At 51.2% G+C, this 11,356-nt stretch carries 11 protein-coding genes; 6 read left to right on the top strand and 5 right to left on the bottom strand.

Features of this window, described 5'->3' with window-relative positions; translation table 11 throughout:
- Positions 1-163 precede the first annotated feature (163 nt).
- The gene (locus GC101_RS04585; protein WP_171716258.1) at positions 164-760 is read right to left on the bottom strand and encodes a TetR/AcrR family transcriptional regulator; all 597 of its coding nucleotides are present in this window, start codon (positions 758-760) and stop codon (positions 164-166) included.
- A gap of 218 nt (positions 761-978) precedes the next feature.
- On the opposite strand from GC101_RS04585, the gene GC101_RS04580 reads away from it, so the two are divergent.
- Positions 979-2,091 (top strand): NADH:flavin oxidoreductase, encoded by a 1,113-nt coding sequence (locus GC101_RS04580; RefSeq protein WP_171716257.1) that lies wholly within the window; start codon positions 979-981, stop codon positions 2,089-2,091.
- 92 nt (positions 2,092-2,183) lie between these two features.
- Here GC101_RS04580 and GC101_RS04575 read toward each other — a convergent pair whose 3' ends face one another.
- Complete coding sequence (locus GC101_RS04575) at positions 2,184-2,885, bottom strand: hypothetical protein (protein WP_171716256.1); 702 nt, start codon at positions 2,883-2,885, stop codon at positions 2,184-2,186.
- Between the two features lie 158 nt (positions 2,886-3,043).
- Here GC101_RS04575 and GC101_RS04570 point away from each other — a divergent pair, with 158 nt between their 5' ends.
- Together GC101_RS04570 and GC101_RS04565 are read left to right on the top strand one after the other, a co-directional pair.
- Complete coding sequence (locus GC101_RS04570) at positions 3,044-3,748, top strand: response regulator transcription factor (RefSeq protein ID WP_171716255.1); 705 nt, start codon at positions 3,044-3,046, stop codon at positions 3,746-3,748.
- A complete protein-coding gene (locus GC101_RS04565) occupies positions 3,745-5,151 on the top strand; it encodes a sensor histidine kinase (protein ID WP_246354152.1) in 1,407 nt (468 codons plus the stop codon). The genes GC101_RS04570 and GC101_RS04565 overlap by 4 nt, the downstream gene beginning before the upstream one ends.
- Positions 5,152-5,458: 307 nt before the next feature.
- Here GC101_RS04565 and GC101_RS04560 read toward each other — a convergent pair whose 3' ends face one another.
- Positions 5,459-6,496: an asparaginase gene (locus tag GC101_RS04560; RefSeq protein WP_076243282.1), complete on the bottom strand. Its 1,038-nt coding sequence runs from the start codon at positions 6,494-6,496 to the stop codon at positions 5,459-5,461.
- Positions 6,497-6,678: 182 nt separating this feature from the next.
- On the opposite strand from GC101_RS04560, the gene GC101_RS04555 reads away from it, so the two are divergent.
- A complete protein-coding gene (locus tag GC101_RS04555) occupies positions 6,679-7,602 on the top strand; it encodes an MBL fold metallo-hydrolase (RefSeq protein WP_171716254.1) in 924 nt (307 codons plus the stop codon).
- A gap of 14 nt (positions 7,603-7,616) precedes the next feature.
- Positions 7,617-8,462 (top strand): GNAT family N-acetyltransferase, encoded by an 846-nt coding sequence (locus GC101_RS04550; protein ID WP_171716253.1) that lies wholly within the window; start codon positions 7,617-7,619, stop codon positions 8,460-8,462.
- Positions 8,463-8,617: 155 nt separating this feature from the next.
- Here GC101_RS04550 and GC101_RS04545 read toward each other — a convergent pair whose 3' ends face one another.
- Both GC101_RS04545 and GC101_RS04540 read right to left on the bottom strand, forming a co-directional pair.
- Complete coding sequence (locus tag GC101_RS04545) at positions 8,618-9,259, bottom strand: alanine--tRNA ligase-related protein (RefSeq protein WP_171716252.1); 642 nt, start codon at positions 9,257-9,259, stop codon at positions 8,618-8,620.
- Between the two features lie 40 nt (positions 9,260-9,299).
- Positions 9,300-9,857: a helix-turn-helix domain-containing protein gene (locus GC101_RS04540; protein WP_246354151.1), complete on the bottom strand. Its 558-nt coding sequence runs from the start codon at positions 9,855-9,857 to the stop codon at positions 9,300-9,302.
- Positions 9,858-10,110: 253 nt separating this feature from the next.
- Here GC101_RS04540 and GC101_RS04535 point away from each other — a divergent pair, with 253 nt between their 5' ends.
- Positions 10,111-11,316, top strand: a complete 1,206-nt coding sequence (locus tag GC101_RS04535) for a helix-turn-helix domain-containing protein (protein WP_171716251.1) — start codon at positions 10,111-10,113, stop codon at positions 11,314-11,316.
- Positions 11,317-11,356: the final 40 nt, after the last annotated feature.

The following is an 11,356-nucleotide window of genomic DNA, read 5'->3' as shown; positions in this document are numbered from 1 at the left end:
TATGCGGAAATTAAAGGGAAAAATCCCTCTAATTCCGCTAATTGCTCCGCCAAATGCTGCCAAAAGGAGGAAATGAAGAGCAAAATTAGTGCACTTGATTTAATCGAAACTGCCTGCCGGGCGGGGGACAATCATCCGAACGCGTTTAGCGGAACCGCGCTTCTCACTCTCCGCCAGCGGGAGTCAGCAACGATACTCCGTTGTTCATCAATGGCACTAGTCTGCCGGCCAGCGCAGCAGCGGATTCATGACGGCCCTCCTTATTCCAGCGATAGGTCACCCCGTAGATTGACCAGCTGAGCAGGGTTGCAGCCGTTTGCAGTGTGCGGCTATCCGCTGTGCTGTCTACTCCTGACAGCAGCCTTTGCAGCAGCTGTTCCAGCTGCAGCTTAATATTCTCTTCAATAATCAGCGCCAGGGAGTCATATTTCTTCAGGCAGTGATGGCTGGATTCGTGATAATCGCAAAGAGCGGCAACCAGCGTATAGAGCGTTTCCTCGGTCAAAGCTGCCTGGTCATCGATTTTGCGGAGGACAAGCTCCGTGAAGGCATCTGATAAGAACGATTCAAGCAGTGCGTATTTATCAGGGAAATGAGCATAGAATGTGGCCCGGTTAATCGTGGCTTTTCGCGTGATATCCTGTACGGTAATTGCATTGAAGTCCATGATATTTAACTGCTCGGCGAATGAGTCCAGAATTAACTGGCGTGTCCGGATGACGCGCGGGTCGTTCGGGTTCGGTGAAAGTATACTGGGCATTCTCTATCCATGCTCCCTTCAGTAACTAATGCTTTATCTATTATAAACATCTGCGGCTGCGCCAACCAAGGTATCCCTGGATAATCAACAATACATTTTTCATTTCGCTTAAGCAACAGATGGTGCGGATTGTTGGTTGAATGGGGCAGGTGGCATTGCTAATATTGCATTCGTACCCCTTAACTGCGGGTGCCAAAATAATATTGGAGGTGCGGTTCATGAGTCATCCGCAGAACAATAATCATTCCATCCAAGCCTTGTTTCAGCCTTATACGATCCATCAACTGACCTTGCCGACACGAATTGTCATGTCACCGATGGCCCGTGCCTTCTCGCCTGAGGGTGTGCCGGGACCCGACGTAGCCGCTTATTACCGCCGCCGTGCCGAGAACGGTGTCGGTCTTGTGATAACCGAAGGAGCCCTAATTGACCATCCTTCAGCAACCAGTGAGTCCAGATTGCCTAGGCTTTATGGGGAAGCAGCATTGAACGGCTGGGCGGAAGTGGTCAGACAGGTGCATGAAGCAGGGGGCAAAATTTTCCCGCAAATCGTGCATATGGGCATGATCCGGCCGAATGGTTCCCAGCCTAACCCGGAAGCCCTGTCCATCGGTCCGTCCGGACTGGATCTGGAGGGGAACAAGGCAGGCGAGCCGATGTCAGAGGACGAAATAGCGGATGTAATTCAGGCTTACGCGGCTGCAGCGCTTCATGCCAAAGAAGCCGGGTTCGATGGCATAGAGCTTCACGGAGCCCATGGCTTTCTGATTGATCAGTTCTTGTGGGCGAAGACCAATCAGCGGACAGACCGTTACGGCGGCGATCTGGTGAAGCGCGCCCGGTTTGCTGCTCAGATAGTCGAAGCTGTACGTGCTGCGGTAGGTCCGGATTATCCGGTTGCCATGCGTCTGTCCCAATGGAAAATGGGCGATTACGCTGCCCGACTGGCGGACACACCGGAACAGCTGAAGGACCTGCTGGGCGTTCTGGTGGACGCCGGGGTAGATATCTTCCACTGCTCAGTACGCCGTTTTTGGGAGCCCGAATTTGCCGGCTCGGATCTAAGCTTTGCCGGCTGGGTGAAGAAGCTGACAGGCAAGACGACCATTACGGTCGGGGCGGTTGGCATGGACAGTGATCCCGCCGAAGGGGAAGGACAGGCTCATCCGGGACTGGAGGGACTTGTGGAGCGGCTTAGCAACAATGAGTTTGATCTGGTGGCCGTGGGCCGGGCGCTGCTTGGAGATCCAGCCTGGGCGGTCAAAATCCGTGACGGACGGCTGAGTGAGCTTCAGGCATTTACCCCTGAATCGGTGGCCGCGCTCTCCTGACGATAGATTGTCTAAACGAAAAGCAGGCCAAAGGTACCCGCCCTTGGCCTGCTTTTTGTATCTCCTGCTGCTATAGCAGCGCTATTCCGTGCTTATTTCGCTTCTTCAAGCTTTTTGGTAAGGTCCTTGTACTGTTCCAGCAGGCCGCCCAGTGCGTGCTTGACCGCACCGGCATCTTTGGATTCTACGGCTTCAGCCAGTGCAGCCTGTGCCTTGAAGAATCCGTTATCTTCTGTCATCGGGAGCAGAGCCGGGGCTGCAGCAGCTGTTATGGAGCCCGAGCCTGTGAGTCCGGCGGACGAGAGGCTGTCAGGGACTGCAAATACGGTGAAATCTGCAGTGGATGAAGCCGCTGTTCCTGTTGCGAAGGCACTGAGGATCCCGTCTGTTCCGGCAAGCTGAAGATCGGCTGCCGGTGCTGAACCGGCAAGGGAAGGTATGGCTGCTGTCAAGGCTACAGGTGTGGCCAGTTGCACGGCTGGAGCGGTAACTTCTCCTGTTGTATCCAGGGTAAGCACCTGTACGTTAAGGCGGATGGCCTTATTGTATCTGCTGAGCGTGTCGGTCCAGTCCTGAACGGTTTCCGGCGCGTAGCGTTCTGCAAGGTCCAGCAAGTCTGGAATACGTGCAGTAATCAGGATACTTCCCTGCAACGGGGCTGAGGCTGCACTTAAGGTAACGGGGGCGTTCCCGGCCTGTGGCGGTGTGCGGTCTGCATCGGCGAACACCGGGGTTGCGATGGAGGACAGCAAGAGGGTGGAGAGGGCCATTCTTCTGAAAATTAAACGGTTCATGAACTAACACTCCTTATGGGTGAGGTTTGTCTTACAGCTCCCAATATAGCGTTCTACTGTGGCAGGAAATTGGTGGCTTTGTGGAAAAACAATGGCAGGCCCCTACCGCCTCCGGCTGCTTGTTATAATGGAGCAGACAAAACTGTGGAGGGCTACGGATGAACAATCAAACGGTCATTGCCGTTGTGGACGATGATGAGAATATACGCAAGCTGGTCGAGGCTTATTTACATAAGGAGGATTTCCGCACGATTGGCCTGGGCAGTGCCGAAGAAGCCTGGGCCTTGTGGACAAGCGATCCTCCCGGCATGTGGGTGCTCGATATCATGCTTCCGGGGATGGACGGGTATGAACTATGCAGGCGCATCCGTGATGAAGCAGAGGTGCCGATCATTATGATCTCAGCCAAAGATAATGAAGTCGATAAAATACTGGGTCTTGAGCTGGGCAGCGACGATTATCTGGTCAAGCCGTTCAGTCCCCGTGAGCTGGTGGCCCGGATCAAACGGCAGCTGGAAAGGTGGGAACGGCTCCATCAGCCTCAGCCCGCAGCTGCGCTGCCTTCCCTTTCAGGCATAGAGCTGGGCGGACTGCTGCTGCTTCCGGAAGAAAGGAGGTCCTTCTGGCACGGAACAGAGGTGGAGCTGACGAGTAAGGAGTTCCTGATGCTGAAGGTGTTTGCCGGACATCCAAACCGGGCGTTTACGCGGGAAGAGCTGCTGGGTTATGTCTGGGGGGATGATTATTTCGGCAGTGACCGCGCAGTGGACCATCTGATCAAACGCATCCGCAAAAAAATAGACGGCTTGCCGCTGGAATCGGTCTGGGGACACGGCTACCGGATGAGAGAAGGGCAGGAATGATGAATATGCGGATGAAGCTAAACGGGCAGATGAAGAAGCTGAAGCTGGTGCATCAGATCAACTTCGCCTTCGGATTGTCTCTGCTGCTTGTCCTGTCCATCACGGGAGTGATGATACATTTCGTACTGATGGATCATTTCATCGGTAAGGAACAGGAGGGATTGCGGACGCTAGGCGCAACATTGACCGCCAGCATGCAGCAGCTGCCCGCCGCAGCAATAAGTGCAGTCCCAATTGAAGAAAATGAATTGTTTCCGGTTCAATATGCTACGCTTTCCAGCGGAGTACAGGCCATTGTGACGGATCAGCAGGGGAAGGTGGTGTCAGGCACCCTCCCGGCGATACCCGGACAGGCACAGGCAGTTACCGGCATAGCTGCAGTAGAGACAGGCAGCCTGCAGAGCTTATGGGACGGCAACGACCCGCGTTATCTGGTGCAGGTAAATGCGCTTCCCCAAGGCAAGCTGACCCTGCTGACCCCTGTCAGCAGAATCAAAGCGATTGAGCAGGCACTGCTCAAACGTCTGATTCTTGTCTTTGCCGCCGGTGCAGCCGTGATGTTCCTGTTCAGCCTGTTTATCACAAGGAAGCTGATTGATCCGTTGATCAGTCTGCGCGAGGAACTCAAAAAAGTGAAAAACCGCCGGTTTGCCGAAGTGAATCTGATCCAGGCGGGTGGGGAGATCGGTTCTGTAGCCCGGACCGTATACGAAATGGCCGGAGAATTGCACCGGTTCAACCGGGTACAGAAGCAATTCTTCCAGAATGCCTCGCATGAGCTGAAATCACCGCTGATGTCGATATCCGGTTATGCGGAGGGCATCAGGGACGGGATTTTTGAAGGTGAGGATGTCCGTAGAGGGCTGGATATTATCCTGGGCGAGAGCGGACGGCTGCGGGACCTGGTGGGCGAAATGACGCTACTGGCCAAGCTGGACAGCGAAGAGGATATATTCCGGGCGGTAGAATGCGATCTGGAAGAGCTGCTCTCAGAGGCGGTAGAACGGATCAATCCGCAGCTGGCTGCAAGAAAGTTGTCGCTCAAGACTGAAATCTCCGGAGACCGCGGGCTGATGCTGAGGGCTGACCGTGATAAGCTGCTGCAGGCACTGCTGAACGTATTATCCAATGCTGCGCGTTATGCAGACAGGAAGATTGATGTCCATGGCTATGTAAGCAAGGGACTGATTACATTAACAGTTTCGGATGACGGCCCCGGCATTCCGCAGGAGCTGCTGCCCAGTCTGTTTCACAGGTTCGTCAAAGGGAAAAATGGTGATTCCGGGCTGGGTCTGGCCATCTCGCGCGCCATCGTGGAGCGCTGCGGCGGTAAGATTACCGCCCGGAACTGCCCGGAAGGCGGGGCCGTCCTCACGTTTGAATTTCCATCCGCAGCCGGGTAATAGCTGCCTGCAGACAAAAAAGTGGCGTTTTATAAGTAGAGTCTATAAATAGATTCTATAAGTAGAGTCAGAGCATATTTCTTGTTATTGGGGGATCTCCACTTTGCGTGTTTGGTCATTTGCAGCTTGTTTTAATACTCGCCTTAGTCTACTGATTTTCTAAGCTGGAGAGCAAAGCGATTGGAACAACGGTCCGTTCACGCAGCGTCCTCTCAAGTGCATACATTGATCTTACTCAAAAAAAGGGGGTGTCCCGGAAGCCATTATAAGGCTTACGGGACACCCCCTTAGAGTGATGTCTAATGTTTTAATATTCGTTGAACATTGCAGCGATTTCGTCGTATCCGGTTGTTTGAGTCAGCGCCAGGGAGAGCAGAATCCGTGCTTTTTGCGGCACCAGACTGTTGCAGGGAATGGAATTGGCGGACAGATCAATGTAGGAGTCCTTGAGTGTAATTCCGCTTGAGATCCGCGAGCAGCGGACCACAGGGATGTTATTATTCTTAAGCTCGCCGACTTTATCAATCCATGGCTTGCTGTAGATGCCTCCGCCTGCTCCGGCAATCACAATGCCCTTGGAGATCGTGGCGAGATAATCCAGGATGCCGGGATCGGCGTCAACATGGAAGTAGGCTACGGATACTTCCGGCAGTCCGGTCATGGCCGATACATCGAATTGTGAAGCAGTCGTATGTCTTTTGAGCGTCCGGGTATAGAAGAAGGCATGACTGTCGCGCATGTAGCCCAGGCAGCCGAAATCACGCTCATCAAAGGCGTTGGCCTTGAAGGTGTTCACCTTCTGCACATCCCGCCCGCTGTAGATGCCTTCGGCGAAGACAACCATCACGCCCTGTCCGGACGCATCCGGATTCGCCGCCAGTGCAACGGACTGATACAGATTCAGTGGTCCGTCGGCACTGATAGCGGTAGCCGGACGCATGGAGCCGGTAATGATCACCGGTTTGTCGGTCTTGATCACCAGGTTCAGGAAATAGGAGGTCTCATCCAGGGTGTCGGTGCCGTGGGTAATTACGAAGCCGTGCACATCCTCCCGGAGGGCGAGCGTGTTGATGTACGCTGCCAGTGTAAGCCAGTGTTCGCTGGTGATATCTGCACTGCAGAGATTGCTGACCTGCACGCCGGCACAATTGGCAAGCCGTTCCAGATGGGGCACACTATCCAGCAGATCCTGCACGGGCAGGGCACCGGGTTCGTAGTTCAAGGTTTTATGCGCTTCGCCGCTGCCGGCAATGGTGCCGCCGGTAGCCAGAATAACTACATTTTTGAGGCTGGGATTATAAAATGGGGATGCTGTAAAGTTCAATTCAGGTGCTGGAATAATCATAGATCGTTTCCTTTCAGGTCGAATCAGAATGAAGGCTATGGAATTACATTGAATGTATTATAACATACGTTTTCAGGGGACAATGATCTGTTTTTACTCCTGTTTTTCCCTGCAAATAATTAGTCAATAAGTGCATGCCATATTAAGGTATAATAAGTAAAAATATAAATGGGAGGATATGTATGTTCACGGTAGAGGAAGTAGCACAGGGAGTGTGGGCAGCGATTGTTATTCCGGGCCGGGGCGCGGTAGGCAATGCGTCCATTATAGATCTTGGGGATTCCACAGTCGTGGTGGATACCTTCAGCCTGCCCGGGGCAGCGAAGCTTCTGCGGGAAACGGCTGAGCAGCTGACGGGGAAGCCGGTCCAATACATAGTGAATACCCACTATCACGGGGATCATCATTACGGGAATATGGAGTTTGCCGACTGTGTCATCATTTCCACGGAGCTTACCCGTGAAGTGCTGACAACGAATGGTCCGCCTGAGCTTGGGGAATGGCAGGAAGGGCTGCAGAAGCAGATTGCAGCGCTTCAGGAGGCTCATAGTACTGCTGCGGACACCCGCCTGCAGGCAGCGCTGGGATATGAAATATCGGAAAAGCAAGCCCTGCTGGAGGCAACACCTGCGATCCGCAGAGTAACAGCTGCTGTGACATTCAAGGATACGCTTGATATCCACGGATCAGAGCGGTCCATACAGCTGTTTACATACGGCGGCGGCCATACCTGCAGCGATGCCATGGTATATATTGCTGACGTTAAGGTGCTGATCGCCGGGGATCTGGTGCTGAACCAATCCCATCCGGCTATGCTGCACGGTTTCCCTGAAGCATGGGCCGTAATCGTGGAAAGGATTGGCCGCGAGATGGACTTCACCCGGCTGATCCCCGGTCATGGAGGGGTTGCCGGACGTGAGAGCATCGCTGAAATGTTAAGTTATCTTCAAGAGATCCAGGAGTATGCCGCAGCGGCTGTCCGGAGCGGGGAGAGCGCGGATTTCTGGCTCGCCAAGGGAATTCCGGCACCGTTTGATACATGGGAGGGCTCCCATATTTTTGAGTGGAATTTCCGCTGGCTGTACAATACATATAATCAATCCTGAGAAAAGAGGAGAAAATGATGCTGAAGCTGGATAGCCGTGACTATGCGCTGGCTCTGCCGCTGTTAAGTCAAGTGAAGATCAACACTTTGTTTGCCGAAGCAGTGCTCAAGGGCCAGACTACCGGCACTGTTTATGTGGATAATGTGCAGAACCCCCGTACCTTTTATGTGGCCCATGATTATGGAATGTCACTGGCCTATGGGGATTCGGGCAATGAGGCGTTTAACCGGAGCTTATATGATTATATTACCAACAAGACAGGGGACAGGCAGTCTCCGGAATGGCTGCAGGGGGATCCGGCAGGAGGATGGTCTCCGTTGATTGAGTCTATGATTACTGAGCATAACGCACTGCTAAATGCAGTTGAGCCCGGTCCTGAAACGGCCGATACCCGGAGGATGTACACCCATACCAGAGTGAATTTCACCTTTGACCCGGAAGTCTACCACAGTGCGAAGGAGCAATGGTTCCGGCAGGATGCAGTAATTGTTCAGATGACTGCCGGGCTGTTTGACGGGCAATCAGGTGCTGTGATTCCGCGCTATTTCTGGAGAGATGCAGAGCATTTCCTAAGTACAGGCATAGGATACACCCTGCTCTGGGAGGGGGAGAAGGCCTCAAGTGCGTTCTCGGCGTACCGTACAGCGGATCAGCTGGAGATTGGAATTGAATCGGCAGCGGGCCACCGGGGGAAGCATTTTGCCTTCTCCGTATGTTCTGCGCTGATTGATTACTGCCTGGAGCAAGGGCTGGAGCCGGTGTGGGGCTGCCGCCGGGAGAATGAGGGTTCTTACAGACTGGCTCAGAAGCTGGGCTTCAAGCCATCGCTGTACATCCCTTATTACCGGTTGGCCGAGTGAATAACAGATTCAGCAGAATAACTTGTCAATTGTTTAAGTTTTTAACCGATCAATCAAAAGAAGCAGCGGCAGTCTAAGACTTGATAAATAAAGTCTTAGACTGCCGCTGTTGTTGTTAAATAAACGTTTCCCGTTAAATAAGAAATAATTAGCTTTTATTCACTTACATAGATTTCGATTCTTTCTTTCCCTCGCCCAATATTGTTACGCTTCAACTTAATTTCTCCAACTTCGCCTGTTTTCTTCAAGTGAGTTCCACCGCAGGGAACCTTTGAAAAACCTTTAACTTCCCAATATCTTCTTCCATTTCCTTCGTGACTGAAATCACTAATGATGTCGAGGTTTGCCACAATGATCTCACGAGATTCTTTCTCGATCAAAGAAAATGATTTTGAAATGTTCTCGTGCCATACGAAATCTATTCGGGCTTTATCTTGAGCGATATGAGCGCCTGTCTTCTCTATACTTTTCAAATGTTTGTAAGCTAATTCTAATACAACCTCCGCAGCAAAATGTAGTCTCATAAGTCTGTAACGACGATCCCAATCTATGGTCATCGTCACTTGATCACCAACTTTTAAATCATGCCCTTCTTCAACTGTATAAATGATTTCATGACCATCTTTCTTTGCTTGATGTACGGAATATCCACCAATCAATCCTGTATCACTTTCTTGTCCACCAGAGAAAGCATAAAAGATGGTTCGTTCCACTGTAATGTCATTGCCATTTACACTGGCTATGTGAGTATCTAGTTTTGTTAAGTATGGGGTTGTCCAAAATACTTTTTCAACCATATCAGCACTTCCTTATCACATCATGAATTACATACCAGTTTTACGATTCAGGATAATGCATGACAACTTGTAGGATGACATCTTCATCCGTGTCATTTATATATTTGTGTGTAACGTTTCCTGCAAACTTTATAGCGCCTCCTGTAGGAAGGGTATACTCATCATCCCTAATCATGATTTTAAATTCCCCTGTAACAACAGTAATGTACTCTTGGACACCCTCATTGTGGGGTGTGGAAACATAATTCCCTTTAGGCTTTAATACAATCGTGAAAATTTCTATTTGAGTTTGCGGATGGAATGGAAATAATAAATAGACTAGACAATTACCGTTATCCTCCGTTATATCTGGTACTTCTTTTCGATTAACGATTGATATTGTAGATTTGTCGTCTTTAATTAGGGATGAAAAAGAAATATTAAGTCCCGTTGCAATTTTCCAAACGGTGGTCACTGTTGGCTGTGTGTCCCCTCGCTCGATTTGATGTAGCATACCTTTGCTAACCCCAGTTAAATTTGCCACTTTATCCAAGCTTAACTGCCTTTGCTTTCTCACACGTTGCAAGTTGTGTCCTATCCTGATGTGAATAGCATCCAAGAAATAACCCCCTTACGTTTAGTATATTATACAAAAATAACACTATAAAATACAAATCGAATAGGATTTTAGTTACGCTAAACTATTTATTGATTTTTAACATCAATCCAGAGAAGAGTGCCCGGTGGCGTTCTTTTTTATTGAATTTTTAACAGATAATGATTATCATTATCGCTGAAGAGCTGATATTCTGCAGCCAGCCGCATTTGCTGCGGTCTGCATTACAATACTAAATAAGAGCGGAGGAATACGTATGGAGCGGGAACAGCTGCTGGAGGGCAGTCTTCATCCGGAAGGCGGGCGGTTTAACCTGGCAGCCGTCCGGGAATATATAGCGGAGCATTATCATGAACCGCTGTCCATTGATCAGCTTGCAGGTATGGCCGGACTGCGGCCGAAGTATTTTGGCGAATTGTTCAAAAAAACGTTCGGACAGAGCACGATGGACTATCTGACAGAGCTGAGAATCAGCCGGGCCAAGCAATACTTGCAGGAATCGGATTATCTGCTCCGTGAGATCGCTCATAAAGTCGGCTACAGCGATGAATTCTATTTCAGCCGCAAATTCAAAAAGGAAACCGGAGTCCCTCCATCGTCGTTCATCCGTCAACATAAACGGAGGGTTGCCGCCTGCTCTGCAGCTGCGGTCGGGCAACTGCTGGCCCTGGATATTATCCCGGTGGCCGCTCCGCTGGATTCCAAATGGACTTCCTATTATTTCAACAAGTATTACGACCGGATTGAAACACATCTTAGGGTAGACCTGATGGACCAGGAGCTTGAGCGGGCTAAGCTGATCAATGCCCGGACGGAGGCAATTATCGGCCACGATGCCTGGGATTCAGCATGGGAGGAGCATCTGCTGCGCAATAGCCAGAACCTCTTCATCCCCCGGGAACAGGACCGCTGGGATGTCCAGCTCCGGGAGATCGCTGGTTTTCTGGGCAGGGAACAGCAGTGCGGCCAATGGCTGCAGCGGTTTGAACACAAAGCCCGCCATGCCAGAGAGCAGGTGGCCTCTGCTGCGGGTGAGGAGAGCTGTATGGTGCTCCGCCTATACGAAGATCATTTGCATGCTTACTGCAACAGGGGAATCCGTGATGTGATCTATGGTGAACTTGCCTTGAGGCCGGCATATACCGGCTCCGGTACGCTGTATAATGAGCCTATTTCGCTTGCGGAGGTCAGCTTATTGAATCCGCAGCGGCTAATGCTGATCATCTGTCCTGATTTTGCCACGAGGCGGCATTGGCTGTCCCTGCAGCACAGTGAGAGCTGGCGTAATCTGCCGGCAGTACAGTCAGGCAAGCTGGACCTGTTACCGTCAGATCCCTGGTTCGAGTACTCGGCGGTAGCGCTGGACCGGATGCTGGAGGAGGCCGTTCTGATGTTTACAGGAAATAGTCCAAGCACGGAACAGGAAACTGTCCATGGTTACCCTTCTGTTTATCCTCTATAATCCCTATTAATGAGAATTATTATCACTAGGGGGAGATAAA

The organism is Paenibacillus phytohabitans (genome assembly GCF_013141775.1).
Classification (GTDB): Bacteria; Bacillota; Bacilli; order Paenibacillales; family Paenibacillaceae; genus Paenibacillus_AQ; species Paenibacillus_AQ phytohabitans.
The sequence above is the reverse complement of the archived record's forward strand: the minus strand, read 5'-3'. Positions and strand labels throughout refer to the sequence as shown.